Annotated in this window: 20 protein-coding genes, 1 tRNA gene and 2 pseudogenes; 8 read left to right on the top strand and 15 right to left on the bottom strand. The window is 71.3% G+C overall.

Annotation, left to right across the window (positions count from 1 at the left end; translation table 11 throughout):
• Nucleotides 1-313 precede the first annotated feature (313 nt).
• Complete coding sequence (locus N8I84_RS16985; RefSeq protein ID WP_263230317.1) at nucleotides 314-1084, bottom strand: ABC transporter ATP-binding protein; 771 nt, start codon at nucleotides 1082-1084, stop codon at nucleotides 314-316.
• Between the two features lie 413 nt (nucleotides 1085-1497).
• Here N8I84_RS16985 and N8I84_RS16980 point away from each other — a divergent pair.
• A tRNA-Leu gene (locus tag N8I84_RS16980) sits at nucleotides 1498-1581 on the top strand.
• A gap of 103 nt (nucleotides 1582-1684) precedes the next feature.
• Here the strand turns inward: N8I84_RS16980 and N8I84_RS16975 are convergent.
• Complete coding sequence (locus N8I84_RS16975; RefSeq protein WP_263230316.1) at nucleotides 1685-2167, bottom strand: hypothetical protein; 483 nt, start codon at nucleotides 2165-2167, stop codon at nucleotides 1685-1687.
• Nucleotides 2168-2424: 257 nt separating this feature from the next.
• On the opposite strand from N8I84_RS16975, the gene N8I84_RS16970 reads away from it, so the two are divergent.
• A complete protein-coding gene (locus N8I84_RS16970; protein WP_263230315.1) occupies nucleotides 2425-3651 on the top strand; it encodes a 4-hydroxybenzoate 3-monooxygenase in 1227 nt (408 codons plus the stop codon).
• Between the two features lie 271 nt (nucleotides 3652-3922).
• Nucleotides 3923-4825: a Bax inhibitor-1/YccA family protein gene (locus tag N8I84_RS16965; protein ID WP_263230314.1), complete on the top strand. Its 903-nt coding sequence runs from the start codon at nucleotides 3923-3925 to the stop codon at nucleotides 4823-4825.
• Between the two features lie 81 nt (nucleotides 4826-4906).
• On the opposite strand, the gene N8I84_RS16960 is transcribed toward N8I84_RS16965, so the two are convergent.
• A complete protein-coding gene (locus N8I84_RS16960) occupies nucleotides 4907-5134 on the bottom strand; it encodes a DUF4287 domain-containing protein (protein WP_200420627.1) in 228 nt (75 codons plus the stop codon).
• 101 nt (nucleotides 5135-5235) lie between these two features.
• On the opposite strand from N8I84_RS16960, the gene N8I84_RS16955 reads away from it, so the two are divergent.
• Nucleotides 5236-5547, top strand: coding sequence for a hypothetical protein (locus N8I84_RS16955; RefSeq protein WP_263230313.1), 312 nt, complete (start codon nucleotides 5236-5238; stop codon nucleotides 5545-5547).
• A 158-nt stretch (nucleotides 5548-5705) separates the two neighbouring features.
• Here N8I84_RS16955 and N8I84_RS16950 read toward each other — a convergent pair whose 3' ends face one another.
• From N8I84_RS16950 to N8I84_RS16940, 3 genes are all read right to left on the bottom strand, one after another.
• Nucleotides 5706-6503 (bottom strand): hypothetical protein, encoded by a 798-nt coding sequence (locus tag N8I84_RS16950; RefSeq protein ID WP_263230312.1) that lies wholly within the window; start codon nucleotides 6501-6503, stop codon nucleotides 5706-5708.
• 267 nt (nucleotides 6504-6770) lie between these two features.
• Nucleotides 6771-7991 carry an acetyl-CoA C-acetyltransferase gene (locus N8I84_RS16945; protein WP_263230311.1) on the bottom strand — a complete coding sequence of 407 codons (1221 nt, stop codon included), beginning with the start codon at nucleotides 7989-7991 and terminating at the stop codon, nucleotides 6771-6773.
• 443 nt (nucleotides 7992-8434) lie between these two features.
• A complete protein-coding gene (locus tag N8I84_RS16940) occupies nucleotides 8435-9505 on the bottom strand; it encodes an SGNH/GDSL hydrolase family protein (RefSeq protein WP_263230310.1) in 1071 nt (356 codons plus the stop codon).
• A 199-nt stretch (nucleotides 9506-9704) separates the two neighbouring features.
• Here N8I84_RS16940 and N8I84_RS16935 point away from each other — a divergent pair, with 199 nt between their 5' ends.
• A complete protein-coding gene (locus tag N8I84_RS16935; protein ID WP_263230309.1) occupies nucleotides 9705-11093 on the top strand; it encodes a cystathionine beta-synthase in 1389 nt (462 codons plus the stop codon).
• Nucleotides 11094-11535: 442 nt separating this feature from the next.
• Here the strand turns inward: N8I84_RS16935 and N8I84_RS16930 are convergent, their stop codons facing one another.
• The 4 genes and pseudogenes from N8I84_RS16930 to N8I84_RS16915 all read right to left on the bottom strand — a co-directional run bounded on the left by N8I84_RS16930 (nucleotide 11536) and on the right by N8I84_RS16915 (nucleotide 14651).
• Nucleotides 11536-11961: a hypothetical protein gene (locus N8I84_RS16930; RefSeq protein WP_263234789.1), complete on the bottom strand. Its 426-nt coding sequence runs from the start codon at nucleotides 11959-11961 to the stop codon at nucleotides 11536-11538.
• A gap of 248 nt (nucleotides 11962-12209) precedes the next feature.
• Nucleotides 12210-13001 carry an ABC transporter permease gene (locus tag N8I84_RS16925; protein ID WP_263230308.1) on the bottom strand — a complete coding sequence of 264 codons (792 nt, stop codon included), beginning with the start codon at nucleotides 12999-13001 and terminating at the stop codon, nucleotides 12210-12212.
• On the bottom strand, nucleotides 12998-13954 hold the full coding sequence (locus N8I84_RS16920) for an ATP-binding cassette domain-containing protein (RefSeq protein WP_263230307.1): 957 nt from the start codon (nucleotides 13952-13954) through the stop codon (nucleotides 12998-13000). Before N8I84_RS16920 ends, N8I84_RS16925 begins: the two co-directional genes overlap by 4 nt.
• Before the next feature lie 30 nt (nucleotides 13955-13984).
• Nucleotides 13985-14651: pseudogene (locus N8I84_RS16915) on the bottom strand (DUF4097 family beta strand repeat-containing protein).
• Nucleotides 14652-14874: 223 nt separating this feature from the next.
• Between N8I84_RS16915 and N8I84_RS16910 the strand changes: the two are divergent.
• The 3 genes from N8I84_RS16910 to N8I84_RS16900 all read left to right on the top strand — a co-directional run bounded on the left by N8I84_RS16910 (nucleotide 14875) and on the right by N8I84_RS16900 (nucleotide 17373).
• Nucleotides 14875-15630 (top strand): helix-turn-helix domain-containing protein, encoded by a 756-nt coding sequence (locus N8I84_RS16910; RefSeq protein WP_263234788.1) that lies wholly within the window; start codon nucleotides 14875-14877, stop codon nucleotides 15628-15630.
• A gap of 210 nt (nucleotides 15631-15840) precedes the next feature.
• Nucleotides 15841-16683 (top strand): MurR/RpiR family transcriptional regulator, encoded by an 843-nt coding sequence (locus N8I84_RS16905; protein WP_263230306.1) that lies wholly within the window; start codon nucleotides 15841-15843, stop codon nucleotides 16681-16683.
• A 105-nt stretch (nucleotides 16684-16788) separates the two neighbouring features.
• Entirely contained in the window at nucleotides 16789-17373 is a 585-nt protein-coding gene (locus N8I84_RS16900; RefSeq protein ID WP_263230305.1) for a hypothetical protein, read from the top strand.
• A gap of 43 nt (nucleotides 17374-17416) precedes the next feature.
• Here N8I84_RS16900 and N8I84_RS16895 read toward each other — a convergent pair whose 3' ends face one another.
• The 5 genes and pseudogenes from N8I84_RS16895 to N8I84_RS16875 all read right to left on the bottom strand — a co-directional run bounded on the left by N8I84_RS16895 (nucleotide 17417) and on the right by N8I84_RS16875 (nucleotide 21275).
• Nucleotides 17417-17791, bottom strand: a complete 375-nt coding sequence (locus tag N8I84_RS16895; protein WP_200423554.1) for a roadblock/LC7 domain-containing protein — start codon at nucleotides 17789-17791, stop codon at nucleotides 17417-17419.
• 309 nt (nucleotides 17792-18100) lie between these two features.
• Nucleotides 18101-18328 (bottom strand): annotated as a pseudogene (locus tag N8I84_RS43135) (roadblock/LC7 domain-containing protein); the annotation flags it as partial.
• A 43-nt stretch (nucleotides 18329-18371) separates the two neighbouring features.
• Entirely contained in the window at nucleotides 18372-19232 is an 861-nt protein-coding gene (locus N8I84_RS16885; protein ID WP_263230304.1) for a transcriptional regulator, read from the bottom strand.
• Entirely contained in the window at nucleotides 19229-19627 is a 399-nt protein-coding gene (locus tag N8I84_RS16880; protein ID WP_263230303.1) for a hypothetical protein, read from the bottom strand. Before N8I84_RS16880 ends, N8I84_RS16885 begins: the two co-directional genes overlap by 4 nt.
• Before the next feature lie 235 nt (nucleotides 19628-19862).
• Nucleotides 19863-21275, bottom strand: a complete 1413-nt coding sequence (locus N8I84_RS16875) for a type III PLP-dependent enzyme domain-containing protein (protein WP_390898905.1) — start codon at nucleotides 21273-21275, stop codon at nucleotides 19863-19865.
• Nucleotides 21276-21405 lie beyond the last annotated feature (130 nt).

Below are 21405 nucleotides of genomic sequence, written 5' to 3'. Positions count from 1 at the left end.
TTGGTGGTTGCGGTGAGTGGTGTTCGTCCCCAGGGCTCCGCCCCTTCGACGCGCCAGGGGGTGCCGCCCCTGGACCTCGCTCCTCAGACGGCGAAGGGGCTGAGTGTGCAGCCGAGCCGGGGGGCCTTTCAGCCGAGTGCAGGCAGAACCGGCCCGTCCGGCGATTGAGGACGAGGCCGCAGGACGATCGGGCATCCGGGGGGCGGAGCCCCTGGGAGCGCTGGGGACGTGGTCCCCGCCGGGCGGCGGTTCAGGGCGCAGCCCCGGCGGGGGCCGAGGGCGGAGCTCTGGGGGGTGGTGGGGGCAGCTCGCGTCAGGACGTGCGGCCCTTCGCGTCGAACCGCTTCATGCGGTCCAGCACCCCCTCCGCACTCGGCCCGTGCAGCTCGTCCACGATCCGCCCGTCCGCCAGGAAGATCACCCGGTCCGCGTACGCCGCGGCCACCGGGTCATGGGTGACCATCACCACCGTCTGCCCCAACTCCCGTACGGAGTTCCGTAGAAAGCCCAGCACCTCCGCGCCCGACCGGGAGTCCAGGTTCCCGGTGGGCTCGTCGCCGAAGATGATGTCCGGCTTGGACGCGAGCGCCCGCGCGACCGCCACGCGCTGCTGCTGACCACCGGACAGCTGTGCGGGCCGGTGGCTCAGCCGGCCCGACAGGCCGACCATCTGGATCACGGTGTCCAGCCACTGCTTGTCCGGCTTGCGGCCCGCGATGTCCATCGGAAGGGTGATGTTCTCCAGCGCGGTCAGCGTCGGCAGCAGGTTGAACGCCTGGAAGATGAACCCGATCTTGTCCCGGCGCAACTTGGTGAGCTGCTTGTCCTTCAGCGCGCCCAACTCGACGTCACCGACGCGCACCGAACCGGAGGAGAAGGAGTCGAGCCCGGCGACGCAGTGCATCAGCGTGGACTTGCCGGAGCCCGAGGGTCCCATGATCGCTGTGAACCGGGCCTGCTGGAAGTCGACGGTGACCCGGTCCAGGGCCACCACCTGGGTCTCGCCCTGACCGTAGACCTTCGACAGGTCCGTGGCGCGGGCGGCCACCGCGGTGGTCCGGTCGGCGAGGGAGGTGCTGGTCACGGGAGCTGCTCCTGTAGGGAAGGCGACGGTGAAGAGGACGTGTCCATCGTCGCGTCGCGTCGCCGCCGTGGAGTCAGTCGCTGCTCCGGTTCCCGGGACAGCCTTCGGTCGGACCGCCACGGCCCGCGTCATACCTGGGGATGACACGGTCCCCTGAGCCACCGGCCGTGGAAAGCGGTTGATCACCCGAAGCGGAATCGCTTCCGCACTCCTCGTTCAGGGCGGTGAAATTCCGTCATTTCGCATACAAGGGCCGCGCTTCCCCGAAAGGCTATTGGCAAGTGCGGATGGCCCGTACCCGGTGCTGATGCACCCTCAGACATCAATAAAATAAGACAACATCGCGTCCAGGGTCCGCTGTTCGAGGGATGCGTCCCGATAGGCTCGGAGCGCTCGATGCGGTGCCCAGGCCTGCCCGGATGGTGGAATGCAGACACGGCGAGCTTAAACCTCGCTGCCCCTTCGCGGGCGTGCCGGTTCGAGTCCGGCTCCGGGCACTTCCCTCATTGGCAACCCGTTGGTCACTCTTCCAGTCCCTGCCGGAGCCGGGGGACAGGGTGCCGTCGGCTGTGCGGGCAGGCGGCACTCATGTGCGTGGCGTCAGAGGTACGTTTCGTCGAGGTGGGTCGCGGGCTTCGTGGTCTCGGCTCCCTGCAACCGCAGCGAGAACCAGCCGACCTTGTGGCCGAACAGCCAGACGAGGCCCAGGTACAGGTTCGGGGCCACCTGGCGCACCTCGTCCCGTAGTCCCATGGCCAGCAGGGACGTCCGCGAGTAGTCGATGACGATGCAGTCCTTGCCGTCCAGCCGGCTCGGCCCCACCGAGACCTTCGCGATGAAGGCGAGCACGTCAAGGGGCGTGAACCGGTTGCTCAGATGGCCGTCCGGATTGAAGACCTTGCCCCGCCACACGCCGAGGCTCACGAACACGGCGACGAACCGGGCTCCCGCCGATCCGGCCCAGGGCAGAATCGCGGTGCCCTCCAGCGGACCCCTCGGGATCTCGCCGGGCGGACTCGTACGGAAGATGTCCTCGAGCCGCTGCTCGCCAGCCTTGAGCAGCTGGACCTCATCGAGTACCACGCGTGTCCTCCGGCCGTCGCTCCCTGCCCACGCCCCCGCCAGCTCCACCTTGGGTGCGGCCGGTGCGGCCCACCACCGCTGCTGAGCCGAACGGCTTCAGCCGGGGCGCGGCACGTCGCCGCGGTTCCGCGGACGAGGGAAGCAGGGCAAGGAGGGCACGGAGCAGTCGTTGACAGGAGGGCCGTGCGGCCGGAGACTGCTCCCCGGCAGCTGGTGAAGTAATTTTCACTCTACGAACGGCACGAAGGGGCGTCGGGATGCGTACCACCGTCGGCATCATCGGAGCGGGGCCCGCCGGGCTACTGCTCGCGCGGCTGCTGCACAACGCCGGCATCGACTCCGTCGTGCTGGAGGCCCGCGACCGGGCCTATGTCGAGCGGCGCCAGCGGGCCGGGATCCTGGAGCAGGGGTCCGTCGACGTGCTGCGGGCCGCCGGGGCGGGCGAGCGCATGGACCGTGAGGGGCTGCGGCACGACGGGATCGAGCTGCGTTTCGCGCGCCGCCGCCACCGTGTCGACTTCCCCACGCTCACCGGCGGCCGCTCCGTGATGGTGTACGCCCAGACCGAGGTCTGCAAGGACCTCATCGCGCTCCAGCTCAAGGAGGGCGGCCCGCTGCTGTTCGAGGCCGAGGCGCTCGCCGTCGAGGGCGTCGACGGCCACAGCCCGCGGGTGCGCTTCAGGCACGAGGGGAGCGAGGACGTCCTGGAGTGCGAGTACGTCGTCGGGTGCGACGGCTTCTGGGGCGTGTCCCGCAAGGCGGTTCCCGCCGGACTGTCCCGCGTCTTCGAATATACGTACCCATTCGGCTGGCTCGGCGTCCTCGCCGATGTCGCACCCTCGCACGACGAACTCGTCTACGCCCGCCACGACCGCGGCTTCGCCCTGCTGAGCATGCGCCCGCCCGCCACCCGCCACCACCCTTCCAAGGAAGTCGCCTCGCTCCCCATCGAATCCTTCGTCTCCAGGCTCTACCTCCAGGTGCCGGCGGGCACGGACGCCGAGGAGTGGGCCGACGAGGAGATCTGGGACGAGCTGGAGCGCCGCCTCGAGACCGCCGACGGCTGGACACTCGCCCGGGGCCCCATCACCTCCAAGTCGGTCACTCCGATGCGCAGTTACGTCCACGAGCCGATGCGTCACGGCCGGCTCTTCCTCGCCGGCGACGCCGCCCACATCGTGCCGCCCACCGGCGCCAAGGGGCTCAATCTCGCCGTCGGCGACGTCGTCACCTTCGCGCGGGCGCTGACGCACCAGCAGGAGACGGGCTCCGACGACCTTCTCGACGCCTACTCCGAGACCTGTCTGCGCCGCGTCTGGCAGGCCGAGCGGTTCTCGTACGAGATGACCACGCTGCTGCACCGCGCCCCGGACGCCACGCCGTTCGACGACCGCATGCAACTGGCCCGGCTCGAACGGCTCACCACCTCGCGCGCAGCCGAGACCGACCTCGCGGACGGGTACACGGGCTTCCCGCTGGAGTGACGACTGCCGATCGACGTCACGGGTGACGCACGGCGGCGTCACCCGTCCGGGCGAAGAAGGCGCTGGTCGCCCGCCCGGATGATCAGTGGCCGGTCTCGACTCTGTACCGGCTTCGTCATGGGTGAGACGGATCCTCGCCGGGAATCACACCAGCGCGTAGCGTGTTGCCTGCGATGAGGAGGGGAAGATCCTCCTCAAGCAGTACGGCCAATTCTTTGCCTGTCTATTACTCTTGAGCCAAGGCCACGCAGGGTGGTCATGGAGGAGTGAAATGAGGAGCAGCAACCCGGTCTTCTCGCGACGGGGGTTCAGCCGCGACAACGGCTACGCGGGCTTCAACACCGCGCCGCAGGCCGGGGGAGCCGCCGTCGGCACGCAGGGCAACCCGTACGCGCAGGATCCCTACGCGGGCGGCAACCCCTATGCGCAGAACCCCTACGCGCAGAACCCGTACGGACAGCAGACGCAGTACGGCGCCCCGCCGCAGGCCCCGGCCGCCCCCGGCCGGATGACGATGGACGACGTCGTCATGCGCTCGGCGATGACGCTCGGCACGGTCGCCGTCGGCGCGATTCTCGCCTGGGCGCTGCTGCCGGTCTCGTCCACCAGCTTCGGCCTCGCGTTCGGTTCCGCGCTGGTCGCGTTCGTCCTGGCGATGGTGCAGTCCTTCAAGCGCACGCCGTCGCCCGCGCTGATCCTGGGATATGCCGCCTTCGAGGGCGTCTTCCTCGGTGTCATCAGCGAGATGTACAACGCGCAGTGGCACGGCGCACCGTTCCAGGCCGTGCTCGGCACGATGGCGGTCTCGGGCGCGACCCTGCTCGTCTACAGGGCGGGCTGGATCCGCGTCACCGCCCGGTACGCCCGGATCGGCATGGCCATCGCCATCGCCTTCGTCCTGACCATGGCGGTCAACCTGCTGCTGGTCGCGTTCGGCGTCGCGCCGGACGGCGGGCTGCGCAGCATGGGCCCGCTGGGCGCTCTGGTCGGTGTCATCGCGATCCTGCTCGGCGCGTTCTTCCTGACGCTCGACTTCAAGCAGATCGAGGACGGGATCGCGTACGGGGCACCGCGCGAGGAGGCCTGGCTGGCGGCGTTCGGCCTGACCATGACCCTCGTGTGGATCTACGTGGAGATGCTGCGGCTCGTCGCGATCTTCAGTAGCAACGACTAGTCGCCGCCGGCGCTCCCGGCGCTCCCGGCGCTTTGAAGGGCCCGTGAACCGTGGTTCACGGGCCCTTTCACTGTGCGCGGCTCACATGAGTTTGCGCGCGGCCCTCCTCAGGTCGTACTCGTGGATGATCGCCTTGGCGTGGCCGTACGCGAGATTGTGCTCGTGCCGGAGCCAGCTGACCTTCTCCTCGAAGCAGAGAGCGGGGCCTTCGTCGACGGTTCGCAGCCAGTCGGACACTTCACGACCGGTGCAGTGGGGGATACGGGCGAGCAGGTTGCGATGGGTCTCCTCGGAGAAGACTTGGGACATCGGCGCCTCCGGACGCACTCGATGAAGCCGGTCCTTCAGGTCACCGTGCCTGAGCGTTCGCCCGTTGGCAACAGTGCTGCCGCGACGCGTACGCTCGCCGCGTGCTTGATACGACGCCTTTGACCCGGGCCGTGGATCACTTCGCCGACCGGTTGCGGGCCGCTCCGCAGAGCCGGCTGCAACGGGGCGCGGCGGCCGAAGCGCTCGCGCTCGCCAGGGAGTTGGCGCGTCGCGCCCAGCTTCTGGAGGACCCTTCGGCCGAGCCGCGGGAGATGCCGGACGCGGGCATGTTCGCGGCCGCCGACCAGATCACGGTCGCCGGGCACGATCTGGCCGTCGTCCTGCGGGACGACAGGGAACTCGCCGAGGCCGTGGCGCTGGTGGAGGAGGCGCAGAAACGCGCCGGGGTGTGAGGGGCACACAACGCGCCGGCGCCGAGGAGGCACCGGAATGCGCCGGACCGCGCCGGAGTGGAACGGCCGATTCCCGCTCCTCGGCGCGGCCCCGTGCTGTTGCGGCGTGACGGCGTGACGGCGTGATGGCCCGACTACCGTGATGGCGTGGCGGCGGACTACAGGGACGCGATGACGCGGTCCGCTAGGACGTAGACGGTCTCCTCGCCGCACGCGAACGTGAGGGCGTAGGCGCCCGAGACGCCCGAGCCGCCGAGCAGGACCGGGGTGTGGCCGGCGGTCAGGGCCGCGGCCAGGCGCTCCGCGGTCTCGCGGTGGCCCGGGGTCATGCACAGCGTCGTACCGTCCGCGAAGACGTACACGTCCAGGGTGCCCAGCGGGCCCGGGCGGACGTCGGCGAGTTCGGTGCCGGCGTCGGCCAGCCTCTCCAGGCACGCGACCGTGCGCTCGTGGTCGCCCGTGACGGGGGACGGGGACGGGACGAAGTCGGGGTGCGAGGGGTGACGGCGGCGGGCGGCGGCCAGTTCGGGGGAGTCCCCGGGGAACTCGGTCTCGTCGGCGCCGGCCTCGGTCACCGGTTCAAGGCTGTCGTGCTCCAGGCCCGCGAAGTCCGCGGGACGGGGCAGGAACAGCTCGCTGTCGGGCAGACCGAACAGGGTGGGGGCGTCGGCGATGTCCCGGGCCTCCTGGGCGGCCCAGAAGGCGCGCGCCTCGGCCAGCTCGCGCTCCCGCTCCTCCGCGAGCGCCTCGGCCACGGCGGCGCGTATCTCCTCCGTGTCGGCGGCCGTGCGGGCGGCGGGCACCAGCCCGCGTGCCTGCACGGCACGGTTCTCGGCGAGTTCGGCGTGCAGGGCCGCGACCTGCCGGCGCAGCGCCCGCACGCTGCACAGGACGGCGACGCCCACGCCCGCGGTCGCGGCGGTGGTGAGCAGCAGAGCTATCGGCATGGCGCTCACTGACGTACTCCTGGTTCAAGGTCGGCCCCCGACTTCCTACATCAGCTTGAAGGGTGGACTAACCAGCTGTCAGTGCGTAACGTCACGAAACGGACATGAGGTTGCCCTCAATGTTTACCAAAGGAACTGCTGTGACCTGCGGAAATCCCTTTCGGAGGGAGATAGGTCACATCCTGGGGGAGATTGGGTTACAAATCGGCCCGGAGCTCTGCCGGATCCTGGGGCGGCGGAGCTCCGGGCCGTCGCGCGGGTGGGCGCGGGCGTAGGTCAGCTGAGGCGCTCGATGACCATGGCCATGCCCTGGCCGCCGCCGACGCACATCGTCTCCAGGCCGAACTGCTTGTCGTGCCACTGGAGAGAGTTGATCAGGGTGGTGGTGATGCGGGCGCCGGTCATGCCGAAGGGGTGGCCGACGGCGATGGCACCGCCGTTGACGTTCAGCTTCTCCAGCGGGATGTTCAGGTCGCGGTAGGACGGGATCACCTGGGCGGCGAAGGCCTCGTTGATCTCGACGAGGTCGATGTCGTCGATGGTGAGACCGGCGCGCCGCAGGGCCTGCTTGCTGGCCTCGACGGGGCCGTAGCCCATGATCTCCGGGGACAGGCCGGACACACCCGTCGAGACGATCCGCGCGAGCGGCGTCAGCCCCAGCTCCCGGGCCTTGGTGTCGCTCATGATGACCAGGGCGGCGGCGCCGTCGTTGAGGGGGCAGCAGTTGCCGGCGGTGACACGGCCGTCGGGCCGGAAGACGGGCTTGAGGCCGGAGACGGCCTCCAGGGTCACCCCGGGGCGCGGCCCGTCGTCCTTGCTGACGACCGTGCCGTCGGGGAGGGTCACCGGGGTGATCTCGCGCTCCCAGAAGCCCTTGGCGATGGCCTGCTCGGCGAGGTTCTGCGAGCGGACGCCGAACTCGTCCATCTCCTCGCGGGTGACGCCCTTCAGCCGGGCGAGGTTCTCGGCGGTCTGGCCCATCGCGATGTACGGGTCGGGGAGCAGGCCGTCCTCACGCGGGTCGTGCCAGTCGGCGCCCTCGGACTCGGCGACGGCGGCGGTACGGGCCTCGGCGTCGGCGAAGAGCGGGTTGTGGGTGTCGGGGAGGCCGTCGGAGGTGCCCTTGACGCTGCGGCTGACCATCTCGACGCCCGCGGAGATGAACACGTCGCCCTCGCCGGCCTTGATGGCGTGCAGGGCCATGCGGGAGGTCTGGAGGGAGGAGGAACAGTACCGGGTGATGGTGCAGCCGGGGAGGTGGTCCATCCCCATCTGTACGGCGACGACACGGCCGAGGTTGTGGCCCTGCTCGCCGCCGGGGAGGCCGCAGCCGAGCATCAGGTCGTCGATGTCCTTCGGGTCCAGGGCGGGGACCTTGTCGAGGGCGGCCTGGATGATCGTGGCGGTGAGGTCGTCCGGGCGGAGATCCTTCAGGGAGCCCTTGAAGGCACGGCCGATCGGGGAACGGGCGGTCGAAACGATGACGGCTTCGGGCATCACGGCTCCATTGCGCGAGGGTGAGCAGGGCTGTGGGGGAAGTTACCCGTACGTACGGTGGAGGTCACGGGCATGGGCGTGTGACTCGGGCCGCAATTTTCTAAGCGCTTGCTTGGGCCTCGGGCGGTCGGGCCGGAAACGGTGCCGGTGGGGTGGGGCGTGCTGTTCGCTGGGGCTGTGCCCCCAGGGGCCCGCTTTCGGCCTGCGGCCTGCGGCTGCGGCCAAGTCCAACGAACGCCGGACGGGCTGAACGCTGCGGGGACGGCGCTGAACGCTGAGGGGCGGCGCGGCGCTGCTCGCGCACCGCGAGGGGCGGCGTGGGTGGTGGGGCGGCTGCGGGCCGTGTGCGGCTGGTCGCGCAGTTCCCCGCGCCCCTTTCGGGGCGCAGTCCCGCTTGGGGATCCCCACCTGGGCCGCGGCGGGGGCGAGGAACGCCCCCGGCGTCATACGGATGGTTCCGGGGCCGTGGTCGGGGCCGCCTCCGGTGTCGGCAGGCGGCGGCGACGGCGGCGCTTGAGCAGGGCCCACGGCCCCCGCGGCCCCGTCGGCATCGCGGCCGCGACCTCCGTGCCCGCCTCGTCCGCGGCCTCCGCCGCGGCCCGGGCCACCGGCAGGAAGCCCTCGCGGCGGGACGCGTCCGGGCGCTCCTCCTCCGCCGGCCACAGGCCGAGCGCGGCACACACCGTCGGAAGGACCGCCATCGCGGCCGTGGCGTACCCCTCCGCCGAGGGGTGGTAGTTGTCGGGGCCGAACAGCTCCCGGGGGTTCGCCTCGAACTCCGGTCCCAGCAGATCGCCCAGCGACACGGTCCGGCCCCCCTGCTCCACGACCCCGATCGTCTGGGCCGCGGCCAGCTGCCGGGAGGCCCGGCGGGCCAGCCACCGCAGCGGCTGCTGGACCGGCTCGATCGTGCCGAGGTCGGGACACGTGCCGACGACGACCTCCGCGCCCGCCGTACGCAGGCGCCGTACCGCCGCCGACAGATACCGCACCGACCGCGTCGGCGGCATCCGGTGCGTCACGTCGTTCGCGCCGATCATGATGACGCAGATGTCTGGAATCCGGTCCTGCACCGCGAGCGTCAGCGCCACCTGACGGTCCAGGTCGTCCGACTGCGCCCCGGGGAGGGCGACGACGCGCAGCTCCACCGGCCGTTCAGCCACCGCCGCCAGCCCCGACGCCAGCAGCGCCCCGGGCGTCTGGCGGGAGCGGTGCACGCCCTGCCCCGCGGCGGTGGAGTCGCCGAGCATCACGAGCCTCAGCGGTGGTTCGCCGAGGGCGCTGTGGCCTCCCCCACTCTCGGCTGCGCTCGAGCGGGGGGACCCCCACCCGTACAGGCCGTCCGCGCTCGGCGGATGGGGGCTGTGTCCGTTGCCCACATGGCGCTTGGCCAGCTGCACCTCGGCGACCAGCAGCCCGACGGCGGCCGCCCCGACCAGGCCGATACCGCCGCCGCCGTACGCCGCGCCCGCCGCGATGCGCCGGGCCGCTCTCGCCCTCGACATGCTCGACATGCGTCGCCGCCACCTCCTCGTAGCCGTACACCCACTGCTTGCCCCGTACGCCCCGTCGCCCAATCTCAACGACGCGTGAACGCCCCGGGACGGCCCCTGCCCGAGGGCTCGTTCGCTCAGCGCACCCGCCCGGGTGGTACGAGCGCTTACGCTGGCGGAACCATCACGACCACTTCCTGTGCAGCAACCGGAGACAACGGTGCAATTCCACGACTCGATGATCAGCCTGGTCGGCAACACCCCGCTGGTCAGGCTCAACCGCGTGACCGCCGGCATCAAGGCGACCGTTCTCGCGAAGGTCGAGTACTTCAACCCCGGCGGTTCCGTCAAGGATCGCATCGCCCTGCGCATGATCGAGGCGGCCGAGCAGAGCGGCGAGCTGAAGCCGGGCGGCACGATCGTGGAGCCGACCAGCGGCAACACGGGCGTCGGCCTTGCGATCGTGGCCCAGCAGAAGGGCTACAAGTGCATCTTCGTCTGCCCGGACAAGGTCTCCACCGACAAGATCAACGTGCTGCGTGCGTACGGCGCCGAGGTGGTCGTGTGCCCGACGGCGGTGGCCCCGGAGCACCCGGACTCCTACTACAACGTCTCCGACCGGCTCGTCCGTGAGACCCCCGGGGCCTGGAAGCCCGACCAGTACTCCAACCCCAACAACCCCCTGTCGCACTACCACTCCACCGGCCCCGAGCTGTGGGAGCAGACGGAGGGGAAGATCACCCACTTCGTCGCCGGCGTCGGCACCGGCGGCACCATCTCCGGCACCGGCCGCTACCTGAAGGACGTCAGCGACGGCCGGGTCAAGGTCGTCGGCGCCGACCCCGAGGGCTCGGTGTACTCCGGCGGCTCCGGGCGCCCGTACCTGGTCGAGGGCGTCGGCGAGGACTTCTGGCCGACCGCGTACGACCCCACCGTCGCCGACGAGATCATCGCCGTCTCCGACAAGGACTCCTTCCAGATGACCCGGCGGCTGGCCCGGGAGGAGGGCCTGCTGGTGGGCGGCTCCTGCGGCATGGCCGTCGTCGCCGCCCTGCGGGTCGCCGAGCGGCTCGGTCCGGACGACGTCGTGGTGGTGCTCCTGCCCGACAGCGGACGCGGCTACCTCAGCAAGATCTTCAACGACGAGTGGATGGCCGACTACGGCTTCCTCGAGGACACGGGCCCGAGCGCGCGCGTCGGCGACGTGCTCAAGGACAAGGAGGGCGCCATCCCCTCCCTCGTCCACATGCACCCCGACGAAACCGTGGGCCAGGCCATCGAGGTGCTGCGCGAGTACGGCGTCTCGCAGATGCCGATCGTCAAGCCGGGCGCGGGCCACCCGGACGTGATGGCCGCCGAGGTCGTGGGGTCCGTCGTCGAACGCGAGCTGCTGGCCGCCCTGTTCACCAAGCACGCGTCCCTCGACGACCCACTGGAGAAGCACATGTCCCCGCCGCTGCCGCAGGTCGGCTCCGGTGAGCCGGTGGCGGACCTGATGTCGGTGCTCGGTGCGGCCGACGCGGCGATCGTCCTGGTCGAGGGCAAGCCGACCGGGGTGGTCAGCCGGCAGGACCTGCTGGCGTTCCTGGCCAAGGGGGGAAAGCAGTAGCGAACGTCCGGTGAACCGGGCGTGTCGCCGGGGAACTTCCGGTGACGGGCGGGAAGAGCCGCTTCTCGGAAGTGGTACGAGCACGTCACGTCCGCGCAGCACCCGCTTAACACGGTTCCGGCACATTAGTGGGTGTCGGCAGGCGGCGGGAGCGGCTCCCCGCCCCGGCCGGCAGCGAACGGCGCCAAGGACCTCCGGAGCGGCTCCCGGACCTCCATGGACGCCACGGACGCGCAAGCCCGGCCCTGACCCGGCCCGCGTCCCCCGCGGGGACCGCCGTCGTCCCGCCCCCCGACAACGGGGGTGCGGCGGTCCCCGCGCACAGTCTTTTGCGCCTACGCCGGCGCCGCTCTCGCGGACGTGGTGCTCGCGGTCGTGGTCCCTCAATTGATGGTTGCGGTGGTCGTCGTCTTTCGTTCGACCGGGGATCGTCAGGAGCCGATCAGTCTTCCCACTCGGCGTCCTGTGGGGACTTGCGGTGGCGGGTGAACAGGCCCGGGTTGGTGCGGGCGGCCTGGACCGCGTTGACGCCGACGATGCCGAACCAGGCGACCACGAGGCCGGACATGCCCCCGAACGAGCCGCCGATGGCCGAGAGCGGGATCGCCACCACCAGCGACACGATGCCGAAGCCGAAGCGCTCGCCCCAGGAGTCCGTCGCCCGAGGCGACCGTGCGCCGCGCGCCACGACCATGCGCTGCTCGGCCAGCTGCCGCCGGACCCGGCGGTCGATCGCGCCGTCGATGCGCTGGTCGACCTTCTCCAGGAAGGATTCGACCAGTGCCGACTCGTACTCCTCGCCCAGTTCCCTGCGCGTCTGCAGGGTGGCGTCGAGTTCCTTCTTCAGGTCGGCGTCGCGCGCGTCCATTCCGGTCATGCGCACAACGGTAGGGAAGCAGAAGTCTCCCCGCACTGGGGACAACCCCCCGTTCCGGCGGGGGTCTACCGGCAGGGGGGCAGTTCCTGCGGTCGGGGAGCTGCGGCACCGGGTCGGACACCGCCGGCCCGGCGGAGGGCCGAGGACGCCGACGGGGCGACGTACGGCCGACGCGGTGTCGGTGTACGCCGCCCTCGGGCGGGATCGGGCAGTGGAGGCGGCCCGCGTGCTCGTGTCGGCTACTTCGGGTCGCGGTTGAACACCGACTTCGACCACAGGTAGCCGAGGACGGTCAGCGCCAGGCACCAGGCGATCGCAAGCCATCCGTTGTGGCCGATCTCGCTGCCGAGCAGCAGGCCGCGCAGGGTCTCGATGGCCGGCGTGAACGGCTGGTACTCGGCGATCGGCTGGAACCAGCCCGGCATCGCGTCGACCGGGACGAAGGTGCTGGAGATGAGCGGTAGGAAGATCAGCGGCATCGCGTTGTTGCTGGCGGCCTCGGCGTTCGGGCTGACCATGCCCATCCCGACCGCGATCCAGGTGAGCGCCAGAGCGAACAGAGTGAGCAGCCCGAACGCCGCGATCCACTCCAGGGCCGTGGCGTTCGTGGACCGGAAGCCTATGGCCACGGCCACGGCCCCCACGAGGACCACACTGATGATCGACTGCAGCACGCTGCCGACGACGTGCCCGACGAGCACGGACCCGCGGTGGATCGCCATCGTGCGGAAGCGGGCGATGATGCCCTCGGTCATGTCGTTGGACACGGACACCGCGGTACCGATCGTGGTGCTGCCGATGGTCATCAGCAACAGGCCCGGCACGAGGTAGGCGATGTATGCGGAGCGGTCGGCGCCGCCGCCGCCGATGCCCGCGCTCATGGTGTCGCCGAAGATGTAGACGAACAACAGCAGCAGCATGACCGGGGTGAGCAGCAGGTTCAGCGTGAGGGACGGGTAGCGCCGGGCGTGCAGCAGGTTGCGGCGCAGCATCGTGGACGAGTCGCGCACGGCGAGGGAGAAAGAGCTCATCGGACGGTCTCCTTGGACTGGTCGGGGACGTCGCCGCCGCCCGTCAGGGCGAAGAACACGTCGTCGAGGTCGGGGGTGTGCACGGTCAGCTCGTCCGCCTCGATGCCGGCCGAGTCCAGCCAGTCGAGGATGGAGCGCAGCTCCCGCTGGCTGCCGTCACTGGGGAGCTGCAACGCCAGTGCCTCGTCGTCCCGGGTGACCTCGCGCAGGGCGAGGACGGCGCTCTGGTACGCGGCCGGGTCGGCGAAGCGCAGTCGCACGTGCCCGCCGGGGATGAGCCGCTTCAGCTCCTCGGCGGTGCCCTCGGCGGCGATCTTCCCGTCGTCGAGCACGGCGATACGGTCGGCGAGCTCGTCCGCCTCCTCCAGGTACTGCGTGGTGAGAAAGACGGTGACGCCGTCGGAGACGAGCTCGCGGATGATCTGCCACATGTTGTGGCGGGAGCGTGGGTCGAGGCCGGTGGTCGGCTCGTCGAGGAAGATGATCCGCGGGCTTCCGACCAGGGTCATGGCGATGTCGAGGCGCCGCTTCATGCCGCCCGAGTAGGTGGATGCCGGCTTCTTCGCGGCCTCGGTGAGGTCGAAGCGCTCCAGCAGCTCGGCGGCGGTGCGCCGGCCCTCGCGGCGGGAGAGGTGGTGCAGGTCCGCCATGAGGAGCATGTTCTCCTCACCGGTGATCAGGCCGTCGACGGCGGAGAACTGCCCGGTGACCCCGATCGCGGCGCGGACCGCCTGGGGGTCGGTGGCCAGGTCATGGCCACCGACGTGGATCACGCCGGCATCAGCGCTGATCAGGGTCGAGAAGATCTTTACGGCGGTGGTCTTGCCGGCGCCGTTCGGGCCGAGCAGGGAGAAGATCGTTCCTTCGGGAACGGCCAGGTCGACGCCGTCGAGCACGACCTTGTCGCCGTAGGACTTGCGCAGTCCGTTCGCCGCGATGGCCAGGTTGGTCATGAGAGGTGCCCCCTATTACTGACTGCGGATCTACAGGCTGCGGGCGGTGATGTCGCCGTGGGAGGTGGTGGCGCGGATGTCGAGTTCGGTGGTGCCGTCGTTCTTGAGCGCGTTGCTGATGCGGCCGTGGCCGGTGCCGGCGTCCAGGGCGGCCGAGACGCCGGCGGCGGCGACGACCGAGATGCCGCCGGACTCGGTGCGCAGCACGACCGTGCCGCGCCCGGCCTCGGCGATCCGGATGTCGCCCCGTGCGGTGCTGATCTGAGCGGAGCCGCCCAGCCGGCCGACCTCGACATCGCCGTCGAGCGCGGTGAGGCGGACGCTCGCGGCCTCGTCGATCTTGATCTGGCGGTACGCGCCTTCGAGGGCGACGTCGCCGAGGCGGCCGACGACCCGGAGTTCAACGCCTGCCGCCTTCGCCTCGACGTGGGAGCCCGGCGGGCAGCTGGACGGTCACCTCGACCGACCCGGAAGGGCCGAAGAGCTGGTTCTTCGCCTCCGGGGCCGCGATCCGCAGGACGCCGTCGCCGTAGGCGACCTCGATCTGCTCCGCCGCCTTCACGTCGCGGCTCTTGGCGGCATTGGCGGGCAGGACCTCGACCGTGGTGTCGGCCCGGTCGGCGGCGATGAACTGGATGCGTCCCGCGGGGATGTCGAGGACGGCGGAGACCGGGGCGGGGGTGTCGAACTTCTGCATGACGCTCTCCTGTGGGCTCGTTGTTTCTGACATTGGAAACGCTACGTTGCGTTCGAGGACTTGGCAACAAACTCGTTGCGAATGAACGGCATCAATGCAGGCAGGAAGAGTAATATTGTTGCAATGGGTATGCTGGCTAACGCAACAACCTCATGCGGTTCGTTGCAATGGGGTGAGGGTGAACGCTATAGTGGACCCACCGAGCACCACGAAGGAGGCCGCGATGCCGGGCGGCAGGCTCACTCAGCAGGAACGCCAGCAGATCGCGCTGGGGCTGGCCGACGGGCTCGCCTACGCGGAGATCGCCAGACGTCTCGACCGTCCGACCTCGACCGTCACCCGCGAGGTCATGCGCAACGGCGGCCCCAACGCCTACCGCGCCGACCTCGCCCATCGCGCCACGGAACGCCGCGCCCACCGCCGCAGGCAGGCCGCGCCCCGCGGTGCGGAGGCGCCACCGCAGGCTTACGGACGCGATCCCGAGGCCGTGCGCGCGTACGAGGAGACGCTCACCACCGTCTTCATGCAGTCCGGCACGCCCCAGATGATGGCGCGGGTGATGGCCTGCCTCACCATCAGCGACGCGGGCAGCCTCACCGCGTCCGAACTCGTCCAGCGCCTCCAGGTCAGCCCGGCGTCCGTCTCCAAGGCCATCGCGTTCCTCGAAAGCCAGGAACTCGTGCGCCGGGAACGCGACGAACGCCGCCGTGAGCGCTATGTCGTCGACGACGAGGTCATGTACCAGGCGATGATGTCCAGCGCCCGGGCCACCGCCCAGGTCGCCGAGACCGCACGGCAGGGCGTCGGCATCCTCGGCCCCGGCACCCCGGCCGGCGCCCGCCTCGAGAACACCGCCCGCTTCCTCGACTACGTCTCCGAGAGCCTCGTCCGCGCAGCGGACCAGGCCCGCGAGATCCTCCACACGAAAGCCGAAACGACCTCAGGTGACACTGCCGAGCCGAGTTCGGATCGCGGATAGACAGCCGTCCTGACGGCCGCGGCCGGTGGTGCCCCGCGCCGGATCCGTCGGCCCGAGCCGACACCGTCAGGGGGTCGCCGGTTCGTGGCGGGGGCCAGTTCCGGCCGTACCAGTGCGGAGGCGGACGGCCGGCTTGCATATCGCCATGCAGGGTTCTCGGTGCTTGAATAGTCGGGCGGTGATCACGGACCCTGGGAGGGGGAGCACGTCATGAGCGTGGCCGACAGCCCTGCCACACGGCTGCAGGCGCTCTTCGAGGGGCACCGGCTCACGCCGACCCAGCGGCGCATCGCGCACAGCATGGTGCGACGGGCCGCCGACGTGCCGTTCCTGTCGAGCGTGGAGCTGGCCGAACTCGCCGGGGTCAGCCAGCCGTCCGTGACCCGCTTCGCGGTCGCTCTCGGCTTCGACGGCTACCCGGCGCTGCGCCGGCACCTGCGCGAGGTCGCGCCCCCGGAACAGACGGCGGGCGCCGGGGCGTACAACGAGTACCAGCAGGCCGTCGAGGCCGAGATGGAGAACCTGAGGCATCTGGCGGAGGCGCTGGCCGACCCGCAGCCGGTGCACAAGGCCGGCCGGATCCTCGCCGCCTCGCGCCCCCTTCCGGTGCTCGGCCTGCGCGCCGCGGCCTCTCAGGCGTACGGCTTCGCGTACTTCGCGGCCAAGGTCCACCCGGACGTCCGGCTGCTCGACGAGGGCGGCACGATGCTCCAGGACCGTATCGACGCGGCCGTACGGGCGGGCGCGAGCGCGCTGCTCTGCTTCGCGCTGCCCCGGCATCCGCGCGAGGTCGTCGACACGCTGGCGTATGCCAGGGAGGCGGGCCTGACCGTGGTCACGGTCGCCGACTCGGCGTTCGCGCCCGTGGCCAAGGTGTCCGACCTGTTGCTGCCGGCCGCCGTCGGTACGGGGCTCGCCTTCGACACGGCCTGTGCGCCGATGCTCCTCGGGCGGGTCCTCCTCGAAGCGATGTGCGACGACCTGCCGGACGCCCAGGCGCGCCTGGAGGAGTTCGACACGCGGGCCGCGGCCCGGGGGCTGTTCGTCGAGTAGCCCGGTCCGCACGCCCTGGGCCCGCGGTTTTTCAGACTCGTCTCAGGTTCCCTCGCTAGCCTCCCTGCACTGAGGCGCTTCACAGGAGGAGACGGGAGGCCGGACGTGGTGCGCGGAGGACAGGGACTGGCTCGGGTGGCCGTCGTCGTGCGGGCGGGGGCAGCACCGCTGTGGTGGCTCGGGGTGTTCGCGGCCGGGATCGGGGTGCTCGTGCCGGGTGTGACAGGACGCCGGATCGGCGTCCTGGCCGGGGCGGCGCTGTTCATCGTCGCGACCGCCGTCGTCGCCCGGTCCCGCCGCAAGCGGTACGCCGCCCTCGCCGGCGCTGCCGCCCGCGCCGGGAAGTACGACGTCCTCCAGGACCGCGCGGTCACCGTCCGCACCTGGCGGCGCGGGCACCGCTGGTGGCTGCTCGCCGCCTTCGCCGCCGCGCTCGGCAGCTCCTTGGCGGTGCCCGCCGCCGGGGGCATGCTGCTCGCCGGAACCGGCGCCGGGCTGCGCTTGAAGGCCGCCTGGCTCGGGCGGCGGGAGAAGGCCGACGACGTGCTGCTGTGGGTGCGCGTCGACTGGCTGGGCCGCCGGGGCGGCGGCCCCGCGGGCAAGCAGGTCAAGGGCTACCGCAGCACCGGCATCGCGGCCGGCGACGCGGCCCCGGGCGGGGCGCGCCGCCGTACCGCTGAGCTGGTCTAGCGCCCCTGTCGGGGCACTGGTGCGGGAGCGGCCGGGCGGAGGGTCAGACCTCCAGTTCTTCCTCGATCTTCTTCAGCTGGTGGCGGGCCATCGCCAGGTTGGCCCGCTTGGCGTCCAGGACGAGGTAGAGGAACAGGCCGTTGCCGCCGCGGCCGGTGAGCAGCCGGATCAGGTGGTACTGGTCGGTCAGCGTGATCAGGATGTCCTCGATCTGGGCCTTGAGGCCGAGGTGTTCCATGGTGCGCAGCTTGGCCCGTACGACGTCGGTGTTGCCGGCGGCCGCGACGGTGAGGTCGAAGCTCTTGCTGCCGCCCATCGTGCCCAGGGCCATGCCGCTGGTGTAGTCGACGAGCGCGGCTCCGGTCGCACCCTCGATGGAGGCGAGCGCCTCTTTCAGCGCGGTTTCGGTGTTGGCCATTTCGGGATGAGTCCTTTCAACTTTCGGTGGTGGTTCGCGCGTTCGCGGCCGGACGTGGGCTCGCGGGGGTGCGCGCGGTGCGGGTCCGCGTGGGTGCGGGCCTGGTGGGTGGGGGCTGGGTGGGGGTCCATGGGGCGGGGGCTGTGGTGGCGGCTCGGCGCGGGCGGCGGCCTCGTCGACCAACTCGCCGATCCGGGCGCTCGCACGGCGGCCCTCCAGGTGCAGCCGGCCGACGTTGACGCGGTCCTGGGCGAGTACCGTCAGGACGGCGTTGCGGCCCGCGGCGTACGTGGCCACGTAGCCGTGGACGCCGCGGACGAGCACCTCGCGGAAGTCGCCCTGTCCCGTCGCCTGCGCCAGCCGTACGGCGACGCCCAGCGCGGCCGCGGTGAGCGCGGCGACGCCTTCCGGTTCGACGCCGGGCGCGTCCTGCGCGAGGACGAGTCCGTCGACGCTGGCGGCGAGGGAGCCGGTCAGCTGGGGGATGCGGGATCTCAGTCGGCGGAGTTCGTCCAGGACGTCCGCCTCGGCTGTCATCAGCTGTCTCCTCTCGGCGCGAGGTCGCTGCCGCGCGGGGCGGTCAAAGGGCCTCCAGCGCATCTCTCAGCCTTTTCAGCAAGGTGATGTGGGGGTCTTGGTAGGGCAGCAACTCTTCGGCGGGCGCTGGTGGTACGCCGCCCGGTGCCGGTGCCGGTGCCGGAACCGGTGCAGGGGCTGGTGTCGGCGCGGCGATGCGAGGCGATACGAACCCCGCCGCTGCCAGGCGCCTTATGTCCACGAGCGTGTGGAACGCCGGGCGGGCCAGTGCTCGTGAGATGTCAGCCGCCGTACGTGTTCCGTCGACGCGACCCAGTACGGCTTCCTGGCGGGGCGGGACCGTCGGGACCATCGGGCGGTCGGCGCGGACCAGGGGGGCCTCGTCGATCGCGGGGTCGGGCCAGATGGTGTGGAGCAGGTCCCGGCGGCGCAGCGTCTCCCGCTCCACCGCGGTCACCGGAACCGGGTGCACCGGTCCCAGCCAGTGGGCCTCGCCGTAGCGGAAGCGGGCGGGGGCGCTGCTCGGGCCGAGCACGAAGTACGCCGCGTCGAACAGCGCCCCGAGATGGCACAGCTCCAGCGCTCCCTGGACGATCCGGCCGGTGTCGACCAGGAACCGGCCCACCAGCCCCTGGGGCCCCGCCTGCGCGAGCGCCTCCCGCCAGCCCTCCTCGTCGAGCACGCCGTGCGCGATGAGCAGGCTGTCGAGGCCCGGGGTCGCGGGGCTCTCCGCGTACACCACCTGGCCCTCGGACAGGTGGAGCATGCCGCCCTCGCGCATCAGCACCCCGGTGGCCCGCTCGGCGGCGAGCCGGCTGAGCATGGGGGACAGGCCGCCGCCCGGGATCCGCGTCCCCTGCCGTACCGGCAGCGGGGGCGGTGAGGGGACTCTGACCATCGTCATTCCAGCACCAGCCGTCCCGCCATCTCGCCGAGCCGGATGCGGGCGAGGGCCAGGTTGCCGTCCTGGCGCGCCAGCCACAGGTGCAGGAAGACGCTGCTGTCGAAGGTCGTCGGGACGAAGCGGAGCAGGTGGTAGCTGTCCCGGTTGGCGATGATCAGGTCCTCGACCGGGCAGGCGTCCTCGGACCAGTCGGCATCCCCCTCCGGGGCGAACGCGCGGTGTTCGGCGGCCAGCCGGGCCAGTTCCGCCGCCTCCGCCGCCGTCGTCTCGTGGTCACCGCCGGGTGCGTCGCCGACCGTGCCCAGCGCGAGTCCGCTCGTCCAGTCGACCACCGCGGCACCCCGGGCCCCGGGCAGGCGCATGGCTTCCAGCAGACACTCGTCGATTCCGGGCACAGCGGTGCTCCCCTCCCGCCTCGGGTACGGCTGAGTGACACAGACGCTACGCAACGTGTGCGCGAGGGGTGAGGGATCTGGCATTTTCCAGTGGAACATGCGCGGGACCACTAAGGTGGGTCAACTGACCTCGTTTGCCGAGGTGTTGGGTGCGACTGAGGCTGCTCCTCGCTGACGTGCGGGTATGCGGGCCGCGTGCATACCGGAGGGGCGCCGGGGAGGGTGCGCGATTTCCTCAGAGTTCCGACAGCGCTCCCGCGCGCCCCCCGCCCGACTCCGCCACGATCTCCTCGACCGACTGCGGCTCCCGTACGACGGCGAACCGGATCCCGCCGTCCCCGTCCGGCGCGTAGCCGTACACCCCCGGCCGGGCAAGGGAGTTGTAGGCGTAGTGGTGCGCGAAGTAGTACGCGCCGGTGTCCAGTACCGCCACGTGGTCGCCCTGCTCCAGGAGCGGCAGCGCCCGCGCCTCGGCCAGCAGGTCGCCCGCGAAGCAGGCCGGTCCCGCCACGTCCTGCACCACCGCGGTTCCCTCCTTGGGGCGCCCTTTCGCGTCGTAGGCGGCGATCCGCAGCGGCCAGGACGCAGGCGCGTACACCGTCCGCACCGCGACCTGCACCCCCGCGTGCGTGACCGCGACGGCCCGGCCGCCCGCGCTCTTGGTGTACTCCACGCGCGCCACCAGCGTCCCGTGCTTGGCCAGCAGCGACCGCCCGAACTCCGTGACCAGTCCGTACCGCCCGTCGAACAGCCCAGGCACCGCCTCCGCCAGCAGCCGCGCGTACTGCGCGTACGTCGGCGTCGTGACATCGGAGCCGAAGTTGACGTGCAGCCCGCCGCCGATGTCGATCGTGTCGATCTGCCGGCGCCCGACGTGCCGGTTGATCTCCTCGGCGAGCGCGTACGTCTCCGCGATGCCCCGCGCCATCAGAGACAGCGGCACCCCCTGAGAGCCGGAGTGTGCGTGCAGCCGCGTCAGCCAGGGCCGCTCCGCATAGGCGCGCACCACCCACTCGCGCGCCCCCTCGTCCCGCAACGCCACCCCGAACTTCGAGGTGGCCGTCGCCGTCGACAGCGCCTGGATCGAACCGGCCCCGGTCTGCGGATTCACCCGGATCCCCAGCGGGGAGTCCGTCCTCACCGTGCGGACCAGCTCGTCGAGCCGCGACAGCTCCTGCGGGCTGTCCGCGTTCACGGCGACGCCCAGCTCCAGCGCACGGCGCAGCTCGGCCGCCGTCTTGGCGGGCGAGTCCAGCACGATGCACTCCGGGGTCACCCCGGCCGCCCGGGCCAGCGCCAGCTCGCCCGGACTCGCCACCTCGGCGCCGATGCCCGCCTCCCGCAGCAGCCGCAGCACCGGCACCAGCGGGGTCGCCTTGACCGCGAACGCGTGCAGCACCGGCGTCCCCGGCGGTACCACCGCGTCGAAGGCCGCCCGCAGCGCCGCCGCCGAGTCCCGGATGCCCGTGACGTCCAGCAGGCCGGCGAGCGGGGCGTCCGGCCCCAGCAGCCCCTGTTCGACGGCGGTCCGTACGGCGTCGTCCCGCCGCGCCATCCGCTCGGCAGTGCGGTCGTCGCCGTGCTCCCCTGTCCCGATGTTCACCACGTCCACCGCGTCCCCCGTCCCCGTGTCACCGTCTGCGGTCATGCATCCAGCCAAACATCCCGGCCCGCGCCCTGCTGGCGCAAGGACGTATTGACTAGTTCTATTCAGAAGGTCAGGATGTGAATAACCACTGCAACAGTCCCGCGCGCCCCCGCCGCGTGACGCCGTCCAC

Origin of the sequence: Streptomyces cynarae (assembly GCF_025642135.1) — a bacterium.
GTDB classification, from domain to species: Bacteria; Actinomycetota; Actinomycetes; order Streptomycetales; family Streptomycetaceae; genus Streptomyces; species Streptomyces cynarae.
This window is presented reverse-complemented; position numbering and strand designations above follow the sequence as displayed.